General features: G+C 39.4%; 26 protein-coding genes. 24 read left to right on the forward strand and 2 right to left on the reverse strand.

Annotated elements, in window-relative coordinates:
* Window positions 1–15 precede the first annotated feature (15 nt).
* Window positions 16–951 (forward strand): LD-carboxypeptidase, encoded by a 936-nt coding sequence (locus QME45_02935; GenBank protein ID MDI6617616.1) that lies wholly within the window; start codon window positions 16–18, stop codon window positions 949–951.
* Window positions 948–2,147, forward strand: a complete 1,200-nt coding sequence (locus tag QME45_02940) for a M20 family metallopeptidase (GenBank protein ID MDI6617617.1) — start codon at window positions 948–950, stop codon at window positions 2,145–2,147. The genes QME45_02935 and QME45_02940 overlap by 4 nt, the downstream gene beginning before the upstream one ends.
* 5 nt (window positions 2,148–2,152) lie before the next feature.
* Here QME45_02940 and QME45_02945 read toward each other — a convergent pair whose 3' ends face one another.
* Entirely contained in the window at window positions 2,153–3,058 is a 906-nt protein-coding gene (locus QME45_02945; GenBank protein MDI6617618.1) for a putative manganese transporter, read from the reverse strand.
* Window positions 3,059–3,379: 321 nt separating this feature from the next.
* On the opposite strand from QME45_02945, the gene ftsH reads away from it, so the two are divergent.
* From ftsH to QME45_02960, 3 genes are all read left to right on the forward strand, one after another.
* A complete protein-coding gene (ftsH, locus tag QME45_02950; protein ID MDI6617619.1) occupies window positions 3,380–5,128 on the forward strand; it encodes an ATP-dependent zinc metalloprotease FtsH in 1,749 nt (582 codons plus the stop codon).
* 147 nt (window positions 5,129–5,275) lie between these two features.
* Window positions 5,276–5,542: a hypothetical protein gene (locus QME45_02955; GenBank protein ID MDI6617620.1), complete on the forward strand. Its 267-nt coding sequence runs from the start codon at window positions 5,276–5,278 to the stop codon at window positions 5,540–5,542.
* Window positions 5,543–5,689: 147 nt separating this feature from the next.
* A complete protein-coding gene (locus QME45_02960) occupies window positions 5,690–8,407 on the forward strand; it encodes a cation-translocating P-type ATPase (GenBank protein MDI6617621.1) in 2,718 nt (905 codons plus the stop codon).
* A 29-nt stretch (window positions 8,408–8,436) separates the two neighbouring features.
* Here the strand turns inward: QME45_02960 and QME45_02965 are convergent, their stop codons facing one another.
* Window positions 8,437–8,829, reverse strand: a complete 393-nt coding sequence (locus QME45_02965; GenBank protein ID MDI6617622.1) for a hypothetical protein — start codon at window positions 8,827–8,829, stop codon at window positions 8,437–8,439.
* A 348-nt stretch (window positions 8,830–9,177) separates the two neighbouring features.
* Here QME45_02965 and hypF point away from each other — a divergent pair, with 348 nt between their 5' ends.
* From hypF to QME45_03060, 19 genes are read left to right on the forward strand one after another with little or no spacing between them, the layout of a single operon-like run.
* Window positions 9,178–11,499 (forward strand): carbamoyltransferase HypF, encoded by a 2,322-nt coding sequence (gene hypF / locus QME45_02970; protein MDI6617623.1) that lies wholly within the window; start codon window positions 9,178–9,180, stop codon window positions 11,497–11,499.
* Window positions 11,453–11,698, forward strand: a complete 246-nt coding sequence (locus QME45_02975) for a HypC/HybG/HupF family hydrogenase formation chaperone (protein ID MDI6617624.1) — start codon at window positions 11,453–11,455, stop codon at window positions 11,696–11,698. The genes hypF and QME45_02975 overlap by 47 nt, the downstream gene beginning before the upstream one ends.
* A complete protein-coding gene (gene hypD / locus QME45_02980; GenBank protein MDI6617625.1) occupies window positions 11,664–12,749 on the forward strand; it encodes a hydrogenase formation protein HypD in 1,086 nt (361 codons plus the stop codon). The genes QME45_02975 and hypD overlap by 35 nt, the downstream gene beginning before the upstream one ends.
* Before the next feature lie 14 nt (window positions 12,750–12,763).
* Window positions 12,764–13,771 carry a hydrogenase expression/formation protein HypE gene (hypE, locus tag QME45_02985; protein ID MDI6617626.1) on the forward strand — a complete coding sequence of 336 codons (1,008 nt, stop codon included), beginning with the start codon at window positions 12,764–12,766 and terminating at the stop codon, window positions 13,769–13,771.
* A 21-nt stretch (window positions 13,772–13,792) separates the two neighbouring features.
* Window positions 13,793–14,161 carry an NADH-quinone oxidoreductase subunit C gene (locus QME45_02990; protein ID MDI6617627.1) on the forward strand — a complete coding sequence of 123 codons (369 nt, stop codon included), beginning with the start codon at window positions 13,793–13,795 and terminating at the stop codon, window positions 14,159–14,161.
* Between the two features lie 18 nt (window positions 14,162–14,179).
* Entirely contained in the window at window positions 14,180–15,262 is a 1,083-nt protein-coding gene (locus QME45_02995; protein ID MDI6617628.1) for a nickel-dependent hydrogenase large subunit, read from the forward strand.
* A gap of 13 nt (window positions 15,263–15,275) precedes the next feature.
* Window positions 15,276–15,617 (forward strand): hydrogenase maturation nickel metallochaperone HypA, encoded by a 342-nt coding sequence (hypA, locus tag QME45_03000; GenBank protein MDI6617629.1) that lies wholly within the window; start codon window positions 15,276–15,278, stop codon window positions 15,615–15,617.
* A gap of 1 nt (window position 15,618) precedes the next feature.
* Complete coding sequence (gene hypB, locus QME45_03005) at window positions 15,619–16,278, forward strand: hydrogenase nickel incorporation protein HypB (protein ID MDI6617630.1); 660 nt, start codon at window positions 15,619–15,621, stop codon at window positions 16,276–16,278.
* Between the two features lie 20 nt (window positions 16,279–16,298).
* A complete protein-coding gene (locus QME45_03010) occupies window positions 16,299–16,817 on the forward strand; it encodes a Na+/H+ antiporter subunit E (protein MDI6617631.1) in 519 nt (172 codons plus the stop codon).
* Window positions 16,814–17,074 carry a monovalent cation/H+ antiporter complex subunit F gene (locus QME45_03015; GenBank protein MDI6617632.1) on the forward strand — a complete coding sequence of 87 codons (261 nt, stop codon included), beginning with the start codon at window positions 16,814–16,816 and terminating at the stop codon, window positions 17,072–17,074. Before QME45_03010 ends, QME45_03015 begins: the two co-directional genes overlap by 4 nt.
* A complete protein-coding gene (gene mnhG / locus QME45_03020; GenBank protein ID MDI6617633.1) occupies window positions 17,071–17,421 on the forward strand; it encodes a monovalent cation/H(+) antiporter subunit G in 351 nt (116 codons plus the stop codon). The genes QME45_03015 and mnhG overlap by 4 nt, the downstream gene beginning before the upstream one ends.
* The gene (locus tag QME45_03025; GenBank protein MDI6617634.1) at window positions 17,418–17,669 is read left to right on the forward strand and encodes a DUF4040 domain-containing protein; all 252 of its coding nucleotides are present in this window, start codon (window positions 17,418–17,420) and stop codon (window positions 17,667–17,669) included. The genes mnhG and QME45_03025 overlap by 4 nt, the downstream gene beginning before the upstream one ends.
* Window positions 17,666–17,962, forward strand: coding sequence for a hypothetical protein (locus QME45_03030; GenBank protein ID MDI6617635.1), 297 nt, complete (start codon window positions 17,666–17,668; stop codon window positions 17,960–17,962). The genes QME45_03025 and QME45_03030 overlap by 4 nt, the downstream gene beginning before the upstream one ends.
* Window positions 17,940–18,413, forward strand: coding sequence for an MnhB domain-containing protein (locus tag QME45_03035; protein MDI6617636.1), 474 nt, complete (start codon window positions 17,940–17,942; stop codon window positions 18,411–18,413). Before QME45_03030 ends, QME45_03035 begins: the two co-directional genes overlap by 23 nt.
* Window positions 18,410–18,760, forward strand: a complete 351-nt coding sequence (locus QME45_03040; protein MDI6617637.1) for an NADH-quinone oxidoreductase subunit K — start codon at window positions 18,410–18,412, stop codon at window positions 18,758–18,760. Before QME45_03035 ends, QME45_03040 begins: the two co-directional genes overlap by 4 nt.
* Window positions 18,757–20,673, forward strand: coding sequence for a proton-conducting transporter membrane subunit (locus QME45_03045; GenBank protein MDI6617638.1), 1,917 nt, complete (start codon window positions 18,757–18,759; stop codon window positions 20,671–20,673). The genes QME45_03040 and QME45_03045 overlap by 4 nt, the downstream gene beginning before the upstream one ends.
* A 26-nt stretch (window positions 20,674–20,699) precedes the next feature.
* Window positions 20,700–21,689, forward strand: a complete 990-nt coding sequence (locus QME45_03050; protein ID MDI6617639.1) for an NADH-quinone oxidoreductase subunit H — start codon at window positions 20,700–20,702, stop codon at window positions 21,687–21,689.
* An 18-nt stretch (window positions 21,690–21,707) separates the two neighbouring features.
* Window positions 21,708–22,148, forward strand: coding sequence for an NADH-quinone oxidoreductase subunit NuoB (nuoB, locus tag QME45_03055; protein MDI6617640.1), 441 nt, complete (start codon window positions 21,708–21,710; stop codon window positions 22,146–22,148).
* Entirely contained in the window at window positions 22,149–22,565 is a 417-nt protein-coding gene (locus tag QME45_03060; protein ID MDI6617641.1) for a 4Fe-4S binding protein, read from the forward strand.
* The last annotated feature ends 149 nt before the right edge of the window (window positions 22,566–22,714 follow it).

Here is a 22,714-nt window from a genome sequence, read left to right on the forward strand (position 1 = left end):
GCAGGTGATTTAATTATGATGATAAAACCGAACAAATTAAGAAAAGGGAGTACTATTGGGATTATAGCTCCGGCCGGCCCAATCATCAATGCAGAAAGAATTAAAAAGGGCGTAGATGTCTTAAAAAGATTGGGGTTCAATGTAGTTGAAGGAAAAAACATATACAGTAAAAAGGGTTACTTTTCATCTGGCGATGGACAGAGAGCCGATGAATTCAACAGTTTTTTTGAATCCGATGGCATAGATGCTGTTCTGTGTTTGAGAGGCGGGTATGGTACGCTCAGGATTCTTGATAAAATAAACTACAGTACGATTTCTGCAAATCCAAAGGTCTTTATAGGATATAGCGATATAACGGCCCTGCATATAGCTATAAACAAGATGTGCAATATGGTTACATTTCATGGGCCCATGCTGAACTCCGATTTTGGCGGGGATATTGATGAATATACACTAAATAGCTTTCTGAGGTGTGTCACTGACGAAACACCCATTGGTGAATTTGAGAACCCTCGTGAATACGGGGAACTCAAGGTACTTTATCCAGGTACAGGATGCGGCAGATTGGTAGGCGGCAATCTGACTGTAATGGTATCGACGATAGGGACGCCATTTGAGATAGATCTTGACGGCTCTATACTCTTTATAGAGGATGTAGGCGAAGAGCCGTACAGGGTCGATAGAATGCTGACCCAGCTTATATTAGGCGGCAAAATGGATAACTGCCGGGGAATCGTCCTCGGGCAGTGGACGCATTGCAGCAGCAATAATCCCGATAGGAGCTTTACACTCGAGGAAGTATTTGCCGACAGATTAATTCCTTTAAAAATCCCTATATTATATAACGCGGCTATAGGCCACCAGAAAATGAAAGCTACGCTTCCTTATGGTGTAAATGCCATGATAACTAATGACGGCCGTCTTATTATAAAAGAAGGCGGCGTAGTATGATCGATAAAAAAAGGATCAGACGCGAAGCTTCAAAGATTAAAGAGAGCATAATAGGAATAAGACGTGATATACATATGCATCCTGAGCTTGGCATGGAGGAAAAAAGGACTTCAAAGCTTGTCAGGACATATCTCGACAATCTTGGAATAAAAAATAAAATTATCGCAAATACAGGCGTTATAGGAACTATATATGGCAGAGATCCCAAGGGCCCTACGATCGGCATAAGAGCGGATATGGATGCCCTTCCGATACTTGAAGCCAATAATGTGAGCTATGCCTCAAAGTGCAGCGGAAAAATGCACGCATGCGGGCATGACGCCCATACGGCTATTTTATTAGGCACCGCAACAGTGTTAAACAGTATGAAAGATGAACTTCCGGGAAATATCAGGCTTATATTTCAGCCTGCTGAAGAAACGACTGGCGGAGCGGAAATAATGATAAATGAAGGCGCTCTTAAAGATCCTGATGTAAACGGAGTTATAGGTTTGCATATGGAAGAGAGCATAAAGGCAGGATGCATAGGTATAAAGTACGGAATAATGAACGCATCTTCAAATCCTTTTGAAATAACGATAAAAGGGAAAAGTTCCCATGGAGCATATCCGCATGAAGGCGTGGATGCCATATTGATATCCGCATATGTCTTAACTGCGCTCCAGAGCGTGGTAAGCAGAGAAACAAATCCGCTGAATTCTGTAGTCTTAACGATCGGAACCGTAAATGGAGGTTATGCACCAAATGTTATCTGCGATAAGGTCGTATTAAAGGGTATACTGAGAACTATGGATGCCGGTCTTAGAAAATCCATACCTAAAAGGATCGTAAAGATTACGGATGGGATCACAAAGTCTATGAATGCTTCATTTGACTTTGACATGTATGAGGGATATCCATGCCTTATAAATGATAAGGGAATGACGGATTTAATTATTAAGTCCGCTGCGGAGCAGATAACCAGGGAAAATGTATTGATGCTTGAGAATCCATCTATGGGAGTGGAAGACTTTGCCTATTTCTGTTATAATGTGCCTTCAGCCTTTTACAGGCTTGGATGCAGAAACGAAAAAAAGGGGATTGTAAATTCTGCCCATAGCCCTTTGTTCGATATTGATGAAGATTCCATCGAAATAGGAATGATTACAGAGTGTCAGGCAGCAGTAAATTTTATATTTAATTTTGCATCGCGTTGACTTCTTCAATGTAAAATCATATATAAATAATTTGAAGGCAATATCCTGTTTAATATGATTCCTGCAATCGAGCTATAGAGCACAAGCAGGAATATTATATTGAATATTCTTTTTTTGCTTTTAGCCTCTTTTAAAAGCACAATAAGGCCTAAACCTGCCGAAGAAGAGAGACCCGCGATTGCCGAGCCGAATGTGATGCCGCCCTTTAAAAATATTTCAGTTATGGCAACGGATGCGGCACAGTTTGGAATAAGGCCTATGAAACTCAATACTATTGGCTGAAGGATACTGTCCTTCAAAAATAATTTAGCGAACATATGGCTTCCTGTAAAATAGATAATTATATTTATTGCCAGTGTTATAATAAAAACATATATAGATATTTTAAATGCATGATAAAAAGAGTGCTTAAGAACTTCCCTGATGCTGAATTTCTCATCTATACATGTCGATCCGCAGCATCCTTCATTTTCATGGCTGTTTGTGATAATCCTGTGCTCGGTATTTTTTCCTTTCCTTAAATATGTTAATAAAAGATCCGTTATATATCCGGAAACTACGGCTATAATAAAATTTGTAACCAGAATAGGGATAAGCACGTTGATTTTATCAGGTTGCGATAAAATCACAGGTATTGCTTCATCCGAAGTCGACATATAGACGGAAATGAGGGTACCGGTTGTAATAGCGCCCTCTGCGAAAAGTATGGTCGATATAACCGAAAAACCGCACTGCGGAATTATACCGAATATAGCTCCGGCAAATGGGCCTATATATCTTGATTTCCTGAGAAGGGGCCTCAGTCCGCTTCCAAACTTATGTTCAAATATTTCAATTACTAAAAAAATGACTATCATAAATGGAATCATCTTTAATGTGTCAAAGAAAGCATCAGTCAGCACGTTTAGCATAATATTACCACCTCTAAAAATTGAATACAAACCATTTGCAATTGCAATAATAATTTATCACAAATCTTACCATCGGTAAATAGCAAAATTCAGAATGGGGGTATTAAGACTTTCCGCTAATTGCTCTTCCCATAATATTCTTCAAATACACAAGTTCATTTATACTTGATTTCAAATTATGAATTGAAATTCAGTATAAGCATCGCAAGCACATATTAAAATATAAGTTTCCTTATATTTACATTGAACCTGACAATGGATAAGATATATAATATTTTATGTAAACTATTGTAGAAAAGGAGCGGTATTATGTTTTGGAAAATGAACAAAAAGAATATTATATTGGTTGTGTCAGCTATATTTTTAATATCACTTCTTTTTATCGGTTACCGTTTAAAAAAGCCTGAGAAAATAAATGTTGCTTATAATAATTTTTTGCTGGATGTGGATAAGGGCAGAGTAGATACAGTTTATCTTTCAGATAAAGCAGAACTTAAAGTAAAGCTTAAGGATGGGAGTATCATTTATACTGATAATCCAAGAGATGATAAATTCAAGGAAGAATTATTGAAGAAGAATATAAATGTTGAAGAGGTCAGCTCATCAGCTATCGGCGATCAGGCAAGCGGCATGTTTTTATCGCTGCTATTGTTTGCGACTGCCGGATATTTTCTATTTAAATTTACTGCCAAGCAAAGAAGCGGCGGATTACTCGACATAACCAGGGTTCAAAATGAAACTGAATCCGAAGTCAATATAGGATTTTCAAATGTGGCGGGTAACGAAGAAGCCAAAGATAGCGTAAGGGATATTGTCGACTTTTTGAAGGATCCAGAAAAGTATTTAAAATATGGCGCAAGGATGCCAAAGGGTGTAATATTTTATGGTCCTCCCGGTACAGGTAAAACTCTATTGGCTAAAGCTGTAGCCGGTGAATCCGGCGTGCCTTTTTATGCTCTTTCAGGTTCTGATTTTGTACAAGTTTATGTGGGCGTAGGTGCCGGAAGGATAAGGAATCTGTTCAAAAAGGCGAGAGAAAAAGGGAAATGTGTTATTTTTATAGATGAAATCGATGCTCTCGGTAAAAAGAGGGAATCTGGAGGCATAGATGGAGGAAATGACGAACGTGAGCAAACGTTGAATGCACTTCTTTCAGAAATGTCTGGATTTAAGGATAGCGATGGAATAGTTGTGATCGCCGCAACAAACAGGCTGGATATACTTGATGAAGCATTGCTAAGACCCGGTAGATTCGACAGGTGTGTGGAAGTTGGACTTCCTGATGTAAAGAGCAGATATGAAATATTAAAAATACATGCAGCTAATAAACCTATTTCCAGCGATCTGGATTTATATAAAGTAGCCGAGCAGTCAGTTTATTTTAGCGGAGCTATGCTTGAAAATATGGTAAATGAAGCCGCAATTTTTGCAGCCAAAAGAAATGCCGGTTCGATAGGTAAGCAGGATATGGATAAAGCATTTTATACAGTTGTCGCGGGCGCTGAAAAGAAGGATAGAAGTTCCATAAATAAGGCTGATATGAAGATAACCGCTTATCATGAAACAGGGCATGTGGTTGTTTCAAAACTTATAGTGCCTCATAACACAATTCCAAAGGTAACCATAATTCCAAGCACTAGGGGGGCAGGGGGATATACCATGAATATACCACCTGACAGGATGTATAAGACAAAAAGTGAAATGGAAAAAGATATAATGGTTTCCCTTGGGGGAAGATGCGCTGAGGAGATAGTCTTTGGTGAAGAAAATATAACAACAGGCGCATCTGGCGATATCGATAGAGTTACCGAAATAGTGTTGTCCATGGTGAAAAAATTCGGCATGAGCAGAACTACAGGCATTTTAAGCTATGATGTGTTATATAAGAATAGTTTTGGCGGAATCAACAGCGAAATATTAAATGAATGCAGACAAATAGTTGACGGTTTGTATAATAAAGTAAAAGATTTGCTCATATCGCACAGATATTTACTGGATAAAATGGCTGAGGAGCTTTTAAATAAAGAGACACTCGATGAAAATGAAATAGATCGCATCATTGCGGCGTAAACCTTTGATAGATGTCTGGATAACATGATATGTTGATTGCCGGATTCATTAGAAAAGGTTTATGCCTTTTTAAATTCCATTATCATTAATGTTGCTGCATGCATATGCATATAAATTACATAGAGATGAATGAAAGGAGAATAATATATGTTTCCTATGATGGACAGGGATAGTGACAAGATGGCTGCCCCTATGCACCCTATGGCCTGCCCTTTTATGCAAGGCATGGCAAGTCCGATGATGCCGGGGATGGTAAATCCTATGATGATGCAAAGCATGTTAAATCCAATGATGGCTTGCCCGATGATGCAGGGAATAAGCCCTATGGCGCAGGGCCCTTTTATGTTTTGCCCGATGATGCAGGGAATGGCGAATCCTATGATGTATTATCCGGAGACGTGTGAAAAAAAGTAATAAATTACATTACCAAATAAAGCATGGCGATTGCCATGCTTTATTTGGTAATGTAATTTATATACATGCTTGAATTAATTTTTTATAATATATGCGCACGCCTTTAAATATAATTAATCATAGAAAGCATAAAAGGGGTGCATTGAAATGCTGTTTAGAAAACGCACAGAAGAAAAAAAAGACATATATTTTTATAATTCCAGACCAAAGAAAAATGGACTGACAACTGATGAAGCCATCCATAGACTTCAGGTGTATGGTCAGAATGTTTTAATCAAAAAGAGAAAAAAATCCGCTTTAAATATTTTTATCGAACAGTTTAATGATTTTATAATCTGGGTACTGCTAATCGCGGCAATAATTTCGGGACTGATGGGTGAAAGAGCAGATGCAATAACCATAACAGCCATAGTAATACTGAATGGCATAATGGGATTCATACAGGAATACAGGACGGAAAAATCCCTTGATGCATTAAAGGAATTATCGGCGCCTACCGTAAAAGCTGTAAGGGACGGTAAAGTGGTTATAATACCTGCTCATGATATAGTGCCGGATGATCTCATTATATTGGAATCGGGGGATAGAGTCCCTGCCGATTCAATGCTTATAGAATCTAATGGCATTCAGGTAGATGAATCGCTGCTGACAGGAGAATCAGCGCCGGTTGAGAAAATGCCGATAGAAAATACGGGCAAGCAGGCCATAAAATATACCGAACAGAATATGGTCCATATGGGTACCGTATTAACCGGTGGCAGAGGCAAGGCAGTGGTGCTATTGACAGGGATGGCAACAGAGATGGGCAAGATTGCTGATATGTTGCAAAATGTGGAGGAAGAACAGACACCGCTTCAGAAAAAATTGGACAGAATGGGCAAAGTGATGGTATTCGGATGCATATTTGCGTGTGCGATAGTAACTATAATGGGTATTTTAAAGGGAGAAAATATATATACAATGTTTTTGACAGGCGTAAGCCTTGCAGTCGCAGCAATTCCTGAAGGGCTGCCGGCGATAGTTACCGTTTCCCTGACCCTTGGCGTACAGAGGATGCTTAAAAGAAATGCTCTTATAAGGAGGCTTCCTGCCGTCGAGACTTTAGGGTGTACCAATATTATTTGCTCGGATAAAACCGGAACCCTTACAGAGAACAAAATGACTGTAAAAAGACTGTATTATGATGGCGCAATAGCCGATGTGTTGGGTAACGGATATGATGCGGAAGGAAAATTTATAAAAGCAGGGAAGAAAATATATCCTAAAGGGGACAGATCTCTTCAATTGCTTCTGGAAAGCGCTGTATCGTGCACTAATTCGGGAATCGAAACCGCTAAGCCATCGGATAAGATATTTGATTTAAAAAAATATAACAGGGAAATTGTTTCCGCATCCGGTGATCCTACCGAGATAGCCCTTCTTGTTTGCGGGTATAAGGCCGGCATATCAAAAGAAGAAGTCGATAAAAAATATAAAAGGGTTGCAGAACTGCCATTTGACCCAACAAGAAAGAGGATGTCGGTGATTGTAAGATATGGCGGGGACTATTATGTGTTTTTAAAAGGAGCGATAGACAATACGATCGATCTGTGCAGCAGCATACATTCTTCAAATGGAATATCGGCTATGACCCAAGGCATGAAAAACACGATCATGCTTTATAACGGGAAAATGGCGAAGGATGCACTTCGTGTCATTGCAATAGCTTATAAAAAGCTGCCAGGGATGCCTTTCAAGATAAATGTCCAATCGGTCGAAAGAGATCTTACATTCATAGGACTTATGGGTATGATAGATCCGCCGAGGAAAGAGGCAATTGAGGCAATAGAGATCTGCAGCATTGCCGGGATAAAACCTGTTATGATAACCGGCGATCATAAGGACACGGCAATTGCAGTCGCAAAACAGTTGAAACTTATGAAGGGTGAAGACAAGGTATTGGTCGGCAAAGAAATAGATGCCATGAGTGAAAAGGCGCTCCAGAAGGAGGTAAGAAATGTTTCGGTCTATGCAAGAGTTACACCTGAACATAAGCTGAGAATCGTAAGGGCCTATAAGAAAAACGGATATATAGTTGCCATGACAGGGGATGGAGTAAATGACGCTCCGGCTGTAAAAGAAGCCGATATCGGCGTATGCATGGGGAAGTCGGGAACGGATGTTACAAAAGAAGCTTCTGCAATGGTGCTTCTTGATGACAATTTTGCAACTATTGTAGCGGCTGTCGAAGAAGGAAGGGTAATATACGACAATATCAGAAAATTTATCAGGTATTTGCTTTCATGCAATCTCGGAGAAGTATTGACGATGTTTATAGCATCGCTGCTGAACTTTCAGACGCCTCTTATTCCAATACAGATTTTGTGGGTAAATCTTGTAACCGACGGCTTGCCCGCAATTGCACTTGGAGTTGACCCTCCAGATAAAAATATAATGCTGAGGCCTCCGAGAAAAAAGGACGAGAGTATATTTTCCCATGGACTTTCTTCAAAAATAATAATAAGAGGTATATTAATAGGTATATGTACCATTGCTATATTTGCCATTACTCTAAATATTACCGGAGGAAATTTATTAAAAGCAAGGACCATGGCCTTTGCAGCGCTTGTCATGTCCCAGCTTATACATGTTATTGAATGCCGCTCTGAAAGGTATTCGATATTTGAAATCAATATTTTCAGCAATATTTTTCTTTTAATTGCCATCTTGATATCAACTGCGATGTTAGCATTGGTCATATATGTACCGTATTTTCAGCCGTTATTTAAAACCGTTCCATTAAATTTCGGAGATGTAGTAGCGGTATTGTTCTTCTCAGGTGCTATTTCGCTGATTGTAAGTTTAAAGACTTACATAAAGTCATGATAGTAAAATAAAACCACGTTAACGTGGTTTTATTTTACCCCTTTTTTGCCCTTTTGTTTTTGCTTGAGTTTGTCGATGTCGATTATACTCTTTCTTGTCGTAAGGTTTTGTATATTCAATATCTCGATGGCTTCTCCCTTTTTATCTTTTAAACCTTGAACGATTATAAGATGACCCATCTGTAAATTTATAAGGTTATACTTTTTGAACCAAGTTATTTTTTTAAAATGGCACCTTACGATGTTTCTGCTTCTTTCAGGCCTTAATAGAATATTTACTTTTAATATATGTATCAAAAAAAGGAATCTTTTTTCGGTTATTTTTATATTTACTATATTTCCTCTTTGCGCAGTCATCCTGTCGCCGTATTTTTTAAGATACCTATCCTGCACCATCTGATTTAACGTGTCTCTGAAACCCATATTAAAAAACCCCTTTACAAATTATATTTAAGCGAATCATTTCATTCTATGATTTATTATAGCATACAGGCGATACACTATAAAACTAAAATTTTAAGTTATTTCAATTCGTAATTTGAAATCAGGCATAAATAGGATTATGTTATTTTGAGCGGCGAATGAGTGTTCAAAATAGCATAAGCTCATATTGCGAATCAAAGTTAATTTCAAATTATGAATTGAAGTATGCGTACAGTATTTGTATAATTAAATTTGTATATGTGTTTTGAAATATCAGGGCTATCGAAATATAAAATATGTCCTGAAAGTATCATGAAAAATTTGCTTAAACTTAGGATAGTGGTCTGATTGACAAAGGCAAGAGGAATAATCAAGATATTTGGAATCGTGCAGGGTGTAGGGTTCAGACCTTTTATTCATAAACTCGTAAATCAGTTTGGTTTTAAAGGATGGGTCAGGAATTCGACTGAAGGTGTTATAATCGACATCGAAGGAGATAAAGACAGTATAAGGGAATTCGTGAGTGTCATACCTGACAAGGCGCCTGTACTTGCAGTGATTGAGAATATACATCTGAAGTTTGAAAGACTAAAAAACTATACCGATTTTAAGATAATAAAAAGCGATTGTGATGATGAGGGCTTTGTTCTCGTATCCCCCGACGTCTCGATATGCGAAGATTGCCGCAGAGAACTTATGGATCCTAAAAACAGGAGATACAGATATCCTTTTATCAATTGCACCAATTGCGGCCCGAGGTTTACGATAATAAAGAGCCTTCCGTATGACAGGTATAGAACTACCATGAAAAAATTTAAGATGTGCCGTGAATGCGACAGAGAATATCATGATATCGAAAATAGAAGATATCATGCGGAGCCAGATTGTTGCTTTAAATGCGGCCCTCATTTGAAATTCTGCGATAATTCCGGGAGGGAGATAAGAGGTGATGCTATTTCCATGACTGCCGAAAAGTTGAAGAGGGGGTATATCGTCGCGATTAAGGGCATCGGAGGCTTTCATTTGGCATGCGATGCATTAAATGATTCAGCTGTAAAAGAGCTTAGAAAAAGAAAACACAGGGAGAAAAAACCTTTTGCGATGATGTGCAGGGATATAGAATCCGTAGAGAAATACGCTTATGTTTCAGATGATGAGAGAAGAATACTCGAAAGTTATCATAAACCCATAGTTATCTTAAAGAAAAAGGAGAATTGCGGTATTTCAGGAGAAATTGCACCTGATACCGACTCTTACGGTTTTATGCTTCCATATACTCCCATTCACTGCCTTCTTTTTGAAGAGAAAAATATGGATGCCCTTGTGATGACAAGTGCCAATATCTCCGATAATCCCATCATCTATAAAAATACAGATGCGCTTTTAAATTTAAAAGGCATTGCCGATTATTTCCTCCTTCATAACAGGGACATACATACCCGCTGCGATGATTCCGTCGTCAGGGAGATTTATGGCCGTGAATATTTTATGAGGAGATCCAGAGGGTATGCTCCCCTGCCCGTAAAATTCAATATCGAGCTGAAGCCTATTTTAGCCTGCGGCGCAGAACAAAAGGCATCTTTTTCTTTAAGCAGGGGAAGATATGTTTTCCTGAGCCAGCATATAGGCGATTTGAAAAATTTCGAATCTCTCGCTAATTATGAAGAGCAGATAGAGAATTTCAAAGCTCTTTTTAATATAGAACCCGAAATAGTCGCCTGCGACATCCATCCGGATTATCTGTCCAGCATATATGCAAATGAAAGGTATGCAGTTAAAAAAGTCCGTGTGCAGCATCATCATGCACACATGGCAAGCTGCATGGCCGATAACAATCTATCCGGCGATGTTATAGGGATAACATGGGATGGAACAGGACTCGGAACGGATGGAAACATATGGGGGGGAGAAATACTTACAGGCAATTATAGAGAGTTCAAAAGAGCTGGAAGTTTCTTAAATACTCCAATGCCCGGAGGAGATAAGGCTGCAGAGAATATATATACAATGGCATTAAGCTATATCATAAAAGCATATGGCTCCGGGTTTTATAAATATATAAAAATATTTCCGGAGCTTAAAGATGATCATATAAAGACTGAAGTTCTGTACAACATGATACGGCATAATATAAATTCTCCTTATACGTCAAGCTGCGGAAGACTGTTCGACGGAGTTTCGAGCATTGTCGGGTTATGCAGCGTGGCAGACTATGAGGGACAGGGTGCTATGAAACTCGAATCTGTAGCTGATTGCAATATTGAGGATAGTTTTAATTGTGATATAATTAAGAAAAGTGGCATATATGTATACGATTGGCGTGAAACCATAAACGATATATTGAATTCACTTAGAGACAAAAGGGAAATATCATATATATCAGCGGCATTTCATAATACATTGGCCACAGTCGCGTTAAAAATGTGTATTCTCATTAGAAATGATACCGGCCTTAATAGAGTTGTTTTGACAGGCGGTGTTTTTCAGAATATCTTTCTCTTGAAAAAAACAATAAATATTTTAAAATCAAACGGTTTTGATGTATATATTCATAGAAGGGTTTCAGCAAACGATGAAGGATTAAGTTTAGGACAGCTTGTTATAGCACAATATGGAGGTGGTTATGATGTGTCTGGCAGTTCCTTTAAAGATAGTATCGATAGAGGGTAAAAATGCGCAGGGTGAAATAGATGGCATAAAAAGAAAGATAAGGATAGATTTTTTGCCTCGGATATCAATTGGTGAATATGTCCTTGTACATGCGGGATTTGCAATTGAAAAGCTTACGGCCAAGGCAGCGGAAGATAACCTGAAGGCTATCAGGGAGGTAGAAGATGCTCTATCAGGATATGTTCAAAGAAAAGCATGATGTTGAGGATATTGCCGGTTTGATAAAATCAATCGGTCCGACGGATATCAATATAATGGAGGTATGCGGCACTCATACGATGGCTATAGCGCAAAACGGCCTGAAAGAGATATTGCCGAACAATATAAGGCTTATATCGGGGCCGGGATGTCCAGTATGCGTTACCCCGGCGGAAAGAATAGATGATATATGTTCGCTATCTAAATATAAAAATATAATAATCGCAACATACGGTGATATGCTAAGGGTGCCGGGTACGAGAAGGGAAATATCCTTAGAAAGGAGCAGGATGGATGGGGCTGATGTCAGAATCGTTTATTCATCTATGGATGCGTTGAAAATAGCAAAAGAAAATAAAAACATGCAGGTCGTCTTTTTAGGCGTCGGGTTTGAGACTACTGCCCCCGCAACGGCTGCCGCCGTTTTGGAGGCATTTGAAGATAACATCGATAATTTTTCTGTGTTTTCCATCCATAAGCTTATAGGGCCTGCTATGCGTTCTCTTCTCGATGCAAAGGAAGTAAGAATAGATGGATTTTTGCTTCCAGGCCATGTGGCCGTAATCGTAGGTGAAAGGGGATTCGAGTTTTTGGCAAGAGATTACCATATACCCGGGGTTATTTCTGGATTTGAACCTGTTGATATAATGGACGCTGTTTTAATGATCGCTATGCAAATAGCAAGAGGCAGCGCAGAGGTAGAAAACGAATATACAAGACTTGTTAAAAAAAATGGAAATATAGCCGCTCAAAAAGTCATAGATGAGATTTTCGATACTTGTGATGATCTGTGGAGGGGGCTTGGCATGATAAAATCGAGCAGTTTGAAACTGAAGAGGAAGTATTCAAAGTTCGATGCAGCTTTAAAATTCGGGATTGAATACTCATTTGAGCAGAAGCCTTCGGCATGCAGATGCGGGGATGTATTGAAGGGATTAATTGAGCCGGAGGGATGCAATATGTTTGGGCGTGAATGCACGCCGGATTATCCCGTGGGGCCCTGCATGGTATCCTCTGAAGGAGCCTGCGCTGCGGCATATAAATATATGTAGGTGTGGTGGTTTGTATGGATGAGTTTATTTCGCTATCTTATGGAAGCGGCGGCAGGAAGACATCTGAATTAATAAATGAAATACTTTTGCCAGAATTTTCAAATTCAGAATTGAATAAGCTAAATGATGGAGCTTGTATAGATTTAAAGGCCGAAAATATAGCGGTAAGCACCGATAGCTTTGTTGTGAAACCTGTATTCTTTTCCGGCGGCGATATAGGCAAGCTTGCCGTTTGCGGAACAGTCAATGACCTGTCTGTTTGTGGTGCGCGTCCCGAGTATCTTACTCTGGCATTCATTATAGAAGAGGGCTTTAAAACAGAGGATTTCAAGAGAATAGTAAAGTCCATATCCAATACGGCTTCCATGTGCGATGTCAGAATCGTTACCGGAGACACAAAGGTCGTTGAAAGGGGACATTGTGACGGAATATATATAAATACATCCGGAATAGGGATAATGGACAAAGGTGTAAGACTGGGGAAAGAAAGGATAATGGAAGGCGATAAAATCATAGTAAGCGGTACCGTTGGCGACCATGGGATAACCGTGATGTCCGACAGGAACAGCTTATTTGAATCCAGTGTTCTAAAATCCGATTGCGCGCCTGTATATGATCTTACGAAAGCTGCTTTAAAGCACAGTGATTCAGTCAAGATAATGAGGGATCCTACAAGAGGCGGGATCGCCACGACATTGAATGAATTCATTGAAGGCGGCGATCTTGATATAAAAATATATAAGGATTTGATACCTGTAAAGGGGGAAGTCAAAAGCGCCTGCGATATACTCGGGATAGATCCACTCTATGCCGCAAACGAGGGTAAGATAGTCGCAGTTGTTTCAGCTGATGAAGCGGAAGGCGTCCTGTCTGATTTAAAGGTTCACGAAACAGGAAGGGATGCGGCGATCATAGGTGAAGTGCATGGAAACGGCAGGGGCAGACTTCTTCTTGATACGGGATATGGCAGTACGAGGATTTTAAATAAACTTTCCGGATCTCAGCTTCCCAGGATATGTTAATTTGTTTAAGGGGGTGAAAATATGCATAAAGCGGATTTCACTGAAATTACAAAGGATAAAATACTCGATATAGCATCTGAAAAGAACAGAAGCGGGTGCCCGATAGTGGTAATAGCAGGTTATATAGATACTGAAGGAAGGCCTGTTGTTTCGTACAGCTACGATGTTATGGGGCAGATAGAAACTTACAAATGCATAGATGAAAAGGTCCTTCCTTCCATTACAAAAGTATACGGTACCGCGGCAGAATGGTTCGAAGAGGAGATATCGGAACTTATGGACGTTGAATTTGAGGGCCTTGACAGTAAAAAAAGGCTGTTTCTTCCTGAGGAATTTGATGGGACAGGCCAGATACTTGTATCACCGCTTTCAAAACTTAAAAAAAATTAAAACGGCAGGAGGGTTATTATGGGATATACAATACCGATAGGACCGTATCACCCGTCTCTTGAGGAGCCTGTTTATGCAAAGCTTTATACTGAAGGTGAGATAATAAAGGATGCCGATGTATATATAGGTTATAATCACAGAGGGGTAGAAAAACTTGCGACCGAGAAGAATTTCATACAAACGCTGGCCCTTGTTGAAAGGGTATGCGGGATATGCTCGCATTCCCATCCTTTTGCATATTGCCTTGCAATAGAAAATATAGCCGGCATGGAGGTGCCTAAAAGAGGGCAGTATATAAGAGTTATTACGGCGGAGCTTGAAAGGCTGCATTCACATTTTCTATGGTTGGGTGTGGCTGCCCATATTATAGGATTTGACAGCGTGTTTATGTTTGCATTCAATGCAAGGGAAAAAGTGATGGATGCTCTTGAAATATTGTCCGGAAACAGGGTAAATTACGGTATGAACATAATAGGCGGGGTAAGAAGGGATATCGATACGGGCAAAAAGGAAGCCATAAATAAAGCTATCGATGATCTCTGGGACGCCAATGATTCCCTTAAGAATATATTTTTAAAAGATAAGACAGCGGCAATGAGGACAAAGGGAATAGGCATTATAAAAAAGGAGGATGCCCTAAAGCTTGGAATAGTAGGGCCGCATATGAGGGCGTCCGGTATAGAATATGACGTCAGGGTCAACGATGCCTATTCGTGCTATGAAGATTTTGATTTTAATATATCTACCTATCCTGAGGGCGATGTATTTTCAAGAATAGTTGTCAGGATACTGGAAAACTATGAGAGCATTAAAATTATCAGACAGGCTCTTGAAAAACTACCTGAAGGATCTATAAATCTGGGGATTAAAATACCGAAAGTACCTGCGGGCGAATTTGTAAGCAGGGTGGAGGCACCGCGAGGCCAGGTGGTATATTATGTAGTGACCGATGGAGGACCAAAAAATTACAGGGTGAGCATACATGTTCCTACATTCAGAAATGCAGCATCCGTCCCGTTTATGCTAAAGGGGAACTCGGTTGCCGATGCAAGTTTGATAATAGCCTGCATCGATCCGTGCTTCTCATGTCTTGATAGGTAAGGAGAAATATAAATTGCATGAACTTTCTGTAACAGAAAATATACTGAAGATTGCAGTAGACGAGGCTAAAAAAAGGAAGTTGAAAAATATATTAAAAATAAATATCAGGATGGGTGTTTTATCTGATCTTTTGCCGGAGTGCATAAACTATTATTTTAAGATAATAAGCAAGGGTACGGAGGCTGAAAATGCATGCATCGTGATAGAAAAACTTCCTCTCAAAGTAAAATGCATTGATTGCGGCGGGGAATCCGAAATAGCTGTAAACAACTTCAGGTGTCCGATATGCAGCAGCCAGAATCTAAAGATAATACAGGGAAATGAATTCTATATAGATAGTATGGAGGTCGAATGAAATGGAAATAAAGGTTGTAAGGCAGATAATGGAATGGAATGAAGACTGTAATGAAGAGTTAAAAGCTATTTTTAAGGAAAACAAGGTATTCGTCATAAACTTAATGGGTTCTCCGGGAGCAGGAAAGACAACCCTAATCACGAATATGATAGGTTCGCTGAGGCATAAATTTAATATAGCTGTAATAGAAGCCGATATAGCCGGAAAAATAGATGCCGAAAAGATAGGCAAAATGGGAATCCCTGTTGTACAGTTGAACACCGAAGGAGCGTGCCATATAGAGGCCATGTCGGTTAAGAACATAATAAAGGAATTCGATCTTAAAAAAATCGATCTCATATTAATCGAGAATATAGGCAATTTAGTCTGCCCGGCTGAATTTAACATTGGAGAGGATCTAAAGGTTGCGATGCTTTCTGTCCCTGAAGGCGATGATAAGGCAATAAAGTATCCTCTTATGTTTACGAAGGCAGGCTGTGTTATTATAAACAAATTCGATACGGTTAAATATTTCAACTTCGACACCGATAAAGTAATAAAAGATATAAACAATGTAAATCCAAAGGCAAAAGTTTTCAAGGTTTCATCGCTGAATGGCGATGGGATGGACTCAGTTTCGTCATGGATAGAAAAAAGAGTCATGGAGAAGATAGGTTCATGATTTAGAAAGGAGAGCCTGATATGTTCTATAAAAAGCTGTCATGTTTTATATCCACATTTATTTTTTGCTTTATCATATGGATTGCGCTTACTCTGACATTTAATATCCAGGAACTTTTGGGCGGAATCTTGGTAAGTATCATAACAGCATTATTTTCAAGCAAATTTTTTATACATAACGATGCATTTTATCTTTTCAATCCTAAAAGGCTGTTTTATTTGATAGCATATATATCTGTATTTATAAGAGAACTTGTCAAGGCAAATATAGATGTGGCCAAAAGGGCTTATAATCCCAAATTACCTGTAAATCCCGGAATCGTTAAAGTGAGGACTTGGCTTAAATCAGAATATGGACTTGCCATGCTGTGCAACTCCATAACGTTGACACCGGGGACTATTTCCCTTGATGTTGTCGAAGAGGATGGAAGAAACTATATATATGTGCACTGGATAGATGTTCAGTCAAGAAATCATACGAGGGCGGGAAATATTATCAAGGGTTCTTTAGAATCCGGTATAAGGAGGATTTGGAATTGAGCAATATTCATCTTATTATAACTTCATGCTTTTATGCCGCTCTTTGTCTCATGCTCATATATAGAGTGGCAAAAGGTCCCCATGCGGTGGATAGGGTCGTTGCAGGAGATACGATCGATAGCATAACAGTTGTAATAATGGTTTTGTATGGGGCGATATCAAACAGAGGGATATACTTAGACATTGCTCTTATAGTTTCACTTCTCGGATTTATAAGCACGGTTGCAATATCTAAATACCTGGAGGGAAGATTATGAAAATTTTGCTGACGATTATAATTGATTTGTTTTTCGCAACAGGAGGTTTTTTTGCTCTGGCTGGGGTTATAGGCATAATAAGGATGCCTGATTCATACTGCAGGATGCAGTCGAGCACAAATACGGCAACATTGGGTACCATTTGTGTTCTTATAGGAGTTTCATTATATGGTTTCTTTATATTGAACTCTGTTGCGATAGGGGTCAAGCCGATCGTAATAAGCCTGTTTATTTTGTTTTCGAACCCTGTTGCTTCCCATTCCATAGCTAAAGCCGCAAAGAAATGCGGAGTTTTCATGCTGAACAAATCCAGAGTTGATGAGTATGGGAGGGATAATCCGCAATGACAGGCATTGATGTGTTAAATACTATTATAATTGCAGGAATAGTCATAAGTGCGATTATTACGGCAGTCGTGGAAGATACGCTGTCGTCTATAATATCCATGGGCGCTGTCGGCTCTTTTGTCGCCCTTGAATTTTTGCTGCTGCATGCGCCTGATGTTGCAATAGCAGAGGGTTCGGTAGGTGCGGTGCTGACGCCGATAATTTTCATTATAGCCCTTAGAAAAGTCAAAGGGGGTAATAAGGATTGAAGCGGTTTTTTATCATATTATTCCTTACTATAATTGCAGTCTTATCTTTTTATGTGTGCTATGTGATAAGCAAAATGCCTCCGGCATACGATGGGGTGGCAAAATATATGGTAGATTATACAATAGAGAAAACCCACGCATTAAACTCAGTAACAGCAATAGTATTCGATTTCAGAGGCTATGATACGCTGGGTGAGTCGTTTGTTTTATGTACGGCTGTCACAGGTGTTGCTGTGATACTCAGAAAAGCTGGCAAGGGAGGCTTTGAAAATGAGAAAAAACAGAAAAACTAAAAACATTATTGTAAAATGTGGCAGCGATTTTCTGCTTCCCGTGACGCTCATCATGGGTTTCTATATCATACTTCACGGTCATCTGACGCCAGGCGGAGGCTTTCAGGGAGGAGTTGTTGTAGCGGCAGCGATTGTCCTGATATTTTTAGCATATGGAAACAAGGGAATAAAAAAGACATTTCCTGTGCCAGAATTTTTAAAGGAGACGGAAAATGTGGGATCCTTGATGTATTCATATTTTGCGATGCTGGGGATTTTCATGGGGGCAAACTTTTGCCGCAATACGATATTTAAAATAGGCAGGCCCGGCGAACTATACAGTTCGGGAACTATTTTCTGGATGAACTTCTCCGTAGGACTTAAGGTCATGATGGGAATAGGATTTATGTTAATCGTCATGCTCGCTGTCTTAGATGTCAAAAATGCTGAGCAAGGGGTGAACAAAAATTGATTATAAACTATGCTGGAGCTTTTATAGTCATAATAACCGGGCTTTACATGGTTCTTACAAAGAAGAACCTTATAAAGATCGTTCTAGGGCTATCGATGATAGATAGCGGTACGAATTTGCTTCTTATATCTTTTGGCTACAGAGATAATGCGACGGCACCGATATTCGATACGGCTGCCCAAAAATTGGATCACGCTCCGTTTGTCGATCCTGTACCCCAGGCTTTGACGTTGACATCGATTGTCATAGGCGCATGTGTAACGGCGCTTGCCCTGTCGCTTGTAATAAAGGTATACGAGCACTACGGAACAATAGATGCTGATAAAGTAAGGAGGCTTAACGGATGACTTCGAATTTACCTATTTTAAGTATTATAATACCATTCATAGCTGCGTTTGTTACCGGAATAATAGGAAACAGGATAAAGTGGCTCAGAAATATTCTTGCGGCAGCCTCTGTCGGAACATCTTTTTTATTGATGATTGTCCTGTTTAAACCTGTAATGATTGATGGTAAAATTATTTATTACTGGTTTGGAAACTGGGCGCCGGTCGATAAATGGGCAATAGGAATAGGCCTCGGCGTGGATCAGCTTAGTTTGCTTCTGGGGCTTATAGTTTCGTTTACGACCATGCTTTCCTGTATATATTCTATAAAGTACTTATCGTATGATGACGGCGTTGAAAGATATTATCCCTTATTTCTTCTTTTATCAGGAAGCATGCTGGGATTCGTGCTTACAGGGGACTTCTTTAATATGTATGTAATGCTTGAGATAATGACATTTGCAGCCATATCCCTTGTTTCTTTCAGAACAGAAAAATATCAATCGGTCGAAGCCGCCTTTAAATATATTGTAATTGCTTCGATAGGTTCTTCGCTTATACTTTTAGGAACGATAGTTTTGTATGAGAGGTTCCACACATTGAATATAGCACAAATCGGTGCGAATTTGGCGAATCACAGCTATGATATCATAAGTATTTTTGCCCTTGCGCTACTCTTATCCGGATATGCCGTAAAGGCATTTCTTGTGCCGTGTCATACATGGCCGCCTGATGCGCATATGGCTGCGCCGTCGTCTGTCAGCATGATTTTATCGAGTGTTATGAGCAAAACAGGCGTATATGCCATAATAAGAATAATATATACGATGTATCAGTCTATGAATCTCAGTTCTATGCAGCATCTTATGATTTTCTGGGGAACGATTACGATGGTTGTCGGAATTACCATGGCGATAATTCAGACGGATTTTAAAAGGATGCTGGCGTTTTCTTCAGTATCACAGATAGGTTATATTATAGTCGGGATAGGGCTTGCAACGCCTATTGGCATAACCGGCGGGATATATCATATGATAAACCACGTGGTTTTCAAAAGCCTCTTGTTTTTGAGCGCAGGTGCTGTTTATTACAAGACTCATACGACTAACATGGACGAACTCGGGGGTCTGGCAAAAAAAATGCCTTATACGACGGTGATGTTTATAGTTGGTATGCTGTCTATAGGAGGAATACCGCCGTTCAACGGTTTCGTAAGCAAATGGCTTCTGTATAAGGCGACATTTGAAGACGGATATGCGATTGTAACCATAATCGCCGTGCTGTGCAGCGTTTTGTCCCTTGCGGCACTTTTAAAAGCCATGCAATCGATATTCTTCGGAAAGATGCCGGAAAGGTTTCAAAATGTCAAAGAAGTACCTAAAACCATGCTCATTCCAATGGGCATCCTTTCGGTAACATCGCTTGTGGAAGGCCTGTTCCCACAATTGGTCGATAAATTTATTACAAGGCCTGTCACATCTGCCATACTGAATCCGGGAAAATATATAGATTCGATACTGGGAAAGGGTTATTTTGAAGAAATCGCGAAAACAGACGTTCAAGTGCAGAAGCTCACATATGAGATCGCCGGCTATAATCCCCTTGGGTGGCTGCTGATTTTCGGAATCGCTCTTTTAGGATTTTTAATATTTGCAGTTTTTATGTATTCGGACAATAAAACTGCTCGGACTGAAACTTTAAAAGAAACCGCTCCATCTTCGGAAGAAACATCAAAATACGATATATATACAGGAGGAGAAAATATCGATCCTGTAACTATAGGTGGTTCAGATCTCTTCTGGGGTTTAAAATATGATTTGAGAAAATATTTTGCTTTTATAAAAAATGCCCACAGTGGGGTTGTAAACGATTATTCTCTGTGGGTGGTAGGTACGCTTGTCGTATTATCGGTGTATCTGCTGTTTGTCCTTTAATTATTAGGGAAGGAAGGTAATGAGGCATGATTAGTATTCTTAAGGGTCTGTTTTATGCTCTTGTTTTCCCGGGCTTTTTATTTTGTACAACCATAGGGCTTTTACTTCTCGGAATAGACAGAAAATTAGTTGCCCGCATGCAAAACAGAATAGGACCTCCCGTTATTCAGCCCTTTTATGATTTTTTCAAGCTTGCGGCAAAGGAGAGGATAATACCGTCTACAGCTTCAAGAAAAATTTTCATAGTGGCGCCTATCATAGGACTTTTAAGCATAATCACAATTTCTCTTTTTATTCCTATAAACCAGATTAAAACTATATTCAACAATTATGCGGATTTGGTTGTCATAATATATTTACTGTCAATACCGGCACTGTCGATTGTAATAGGAGGTGCATCATCGGGATCGCCTTTTGCTGGGGTCGGTATTTCAAGAGAGGTAGTTTTAATGCTTGCATATGAGCTTCCGCTTATAATAATTGTGCTGGCAGTTGGGTGGAAGATAGGGGTTAAGGCAGGTACGGGCGTCACATTTTCTCTGGCGAACATAGTGAATTATCAGGTTAAAAATGGACCGTCTATATCCATCTTAAGCCTTGTTCCCGCAGCGATTGCATTTTTGATGATAATACCATGTGAGGTGGGGACGACTCCCTTTGATATAGCCGAGGCCGAAACGGAGATATGTGAAGGCCCTTTTGTTGAGTATGGCGGCTTGAATTTAGGATTATATAAATTAATGCAGGGCATAAAGATATTTGTGATGATAAGCCTGTTTATCGCCCTTTTTGCAAGCGGAATCATTCCCGCATCGATAACAGGTGTACCCTTTATAAATTCGTTAATTGCCATAGCATGGCATTTGATATTTGTCGTTATTTTATTATTTTTAGTTATATCACTGGTGAGGACGATAACTGCCAGAATAAAAATCGAACAGGCCTTTAAGTTTTTTTGGACGTATCCGACTATATTTTCGCTGATAAGCCTGATACTTGTTTGGGCAGGACTATAGAACAATGGAGGTAAAAAGATGTTTGATAAAATAGTTGAAGAGAGCAAAATAAAGTCTCCATGGTTGTTTCACTTGAATATGGGGTCTTGCAATGGCTGCGATATTGAGTTTGTCGCACTTTTGACTCCAAGGTATGATGTGGAAAGGTTTGGGATTAAGCTTACAGGGTCTCCAAGGCATGCGGATATAGTTGTAGTATCCGGCCCCCTTACATCACAGGTTAAAGACAGGGTGCTCAAAGTCATATCACAGGTACCGGAGCCTAAGGTGATCGTATCACTTGGTTCCTGCCCCATGTCCGGAAATGTTTTTAAGGGAAGTTATTCCGTCGAAGCTCCGGTTGATCGCTTCTTTCATGTCGATGTATCCGTCGCGGGGTGTCCTCCAAAGCCTGAAGCGATGATAGATGGCATTTTAAAAGCCGTTGAAATATTAAAAGAAAAAAGGGGGATAAAATAAATGGGATTTCCCTTTATAAAGTATGCAATAAAAAATTTGTTTTCAAAACCTTCTACGGAGAGGTATCCATATATAAAAAAGGAAACTCCAAAAGAATACAGGGGAAAGATAAAATATTATCCTGATAGGTGCATTGCATGCGGATTATGTATAAGGGTCTGCTCACCTGCGGCAATCACTATGATAAAGGGTGAAAAAGGCGAGGAGGGCCAGAAAATCACCATGCAATTCAACTTGAATTCGTGTACATTTTGTAAAATGTGTGCCGATTTCTGTCCCAGAAAATCGATAGAGCTTACAAATGAATATTCCATGGTAGCTACAGATAAAAACGAGCTTATCGTATCGGGAAGTTTTATAAAAAAGAATCCGCCAAAGAAAAATATAAATAAAACCGGCGGTGTTCAGGCCGTTTGAACTTCGATTTCGCCAAACCTCAGGTTTGCAAGTTACAAAGCGCTGTTGAAAAATCAGCGCTTTTTTATATGGACACATAGAAATTACAGGCGAAAAAAATTAAAATAATATTCTTCAAATATAATACATACGCTCTAAAATTACACTAT

This window comes from Clostridiales bacterium, assembly GCA_030016385.1.
GTDB lineage: Bacteria > Bacillota > Clostridia > Clostridiales > Oxobacteraceae > JASEJN01.

Excerpts from the sequence above, each read along its gene's own strand:
- QME45_02935 (MDI6617616.1), top strand. The coding sequence starts at position 16 with ATGATGATAAAACCGAACAAATTAAGAAAAGGGAGTACTATTGGGATT.
- QME45_02940 (MDI6617617.1), top strand. The coding sequence starts at position 948 with ATGATCGATAAAAAAAGGATCAGACGCGAAGCTTCAAAGATTAAAGAG.
- QME45_02945 (MDI6617618.1), bottom strand. The coding sequence starts at position 3,058 with ATGCTAAACGTGCTGACTGATGCTTTCTTTGACACATTAAAGATGATT.
- ftsH (MDI6617619.1), top strand. The coding sequence starts at position 3,380 with ATGAACAAAAAGAATATTATATTGGTTGTGTCAGCTATATTTTTAATA.
- QME45_02955 (MDI6617620.1), top strand. The coding sequence starts at position 5,276 with ATGTTTCCTATGATGGACAGGGATAGTGACAAGATGGCTGCCCCTATG.
- QME45_02960 (MDI6617621.1), top strand. The coding sequence starts at position 5,690 with ATGCTGTTTAGAAAACGCACAGAAGAAAAAAAAGACATATATTTTTAT.
- QME45_02965 (MDI6617622.1), bottom strand. The coding sequence starts at position 8,829 with ATGGGTTTCAGAGACACGTTAAATCAGATGGTGCAGGATAGGTATCTT.
- QME45_02975 (MDI6617624.1), top strand. The coding sequence starts at position 11,453 with ATGATGTGTCTGGCAGTTCCTTTAAAGATAGTATCGATAGAGGGTAAA.
- hypD (MDI6617625.1), top strand. The coding sequence starts at position 11,664 with ATGCTCTATCAGGATATGTTCAAAGAAAAGCATGATGTTGAGGATATT.
- hypE (MDI6617626.1), top strand. The coding sequence starts at position 12,764 with ATGGATGAGTTTATTTCGCTATCTTATGGAAGCGGCGGCAGGAAGACA.
- QME45_02990 (MDI6617627.1), top strand. The coding sequence starts at position 13,793 with ATGCATAAAGCGGATTTCACTGAAATTACAAAGGATAAAATACTCGAT.
- QME45_02995 (MDI6617628.1), top strand. The coding sequence starts at position 14,180 with ATGGGATATACAATACCGATAGGACCGTATCACCCGTCTCTTGAGGAG.
- hypB (MDI6617630.1), top strand. The coding sequence starts at position 15,619 with ATGGAAATAAAGGTTGTAAGGCAGATAATGGAATGGAATGAAGACTGT.
- QME45_03010 (MDI6617631.1), top strand. The coding sequence starts at position 16,299 with ATGTTCTATAAAAAGCTGTCATGTTTTATATCCACATTTATTTTTTGC.
- mnhG (MDI6617633.1), top strand. The coding sequence starts at position 17,071 with ATGAAAATTTTGCTGACGATTATAATTGATTTGTTTTTCGCAACAGGA.
- QME45_03025 (MDI6617634.1), top strand. The coding sequence starts at position 17,418 with ATGACAGGCATTGATGTGTTAAATACTATTATAATTGCAGGAATAGTC.
- QME45_03035 (MDI6617636.1), top strand. The coding sequence starts at position 17,940 with ATGAGAAAAAACAGAAAAACTAAAAACATTATTGTAAAATGTGGCAGC.
- QME45_03045 (MDI6617638.1), top strand. The coding sequence starts at position 18,757 with ATGACTTCGAATTTACCTATTTTAAGTATTATAATACCATTCATAGCT.
- QME45_03050 (MDI6617639.1), top strand. The coding sequence starts at position 20,700 with ATGATTAGTATTCTTAAGGGTCTGTTTTATGCTCTTGTTTTCCCGGGC.
- nuoB (MDI6617640.1), top strand. The coding sequence starts at position 21,708 with ATGTTTGATAAAATAGTTGAAGAGAGCAAAATAAAGTCTCCATGGTTG.
- QME45_03060 (MDI6617641.1), top strand. The coding sequence starts at position 22,149 with ATGGGATTTCCCTTTATAAAGTATGCAATAAAAAATTTGTTTTCAAAA.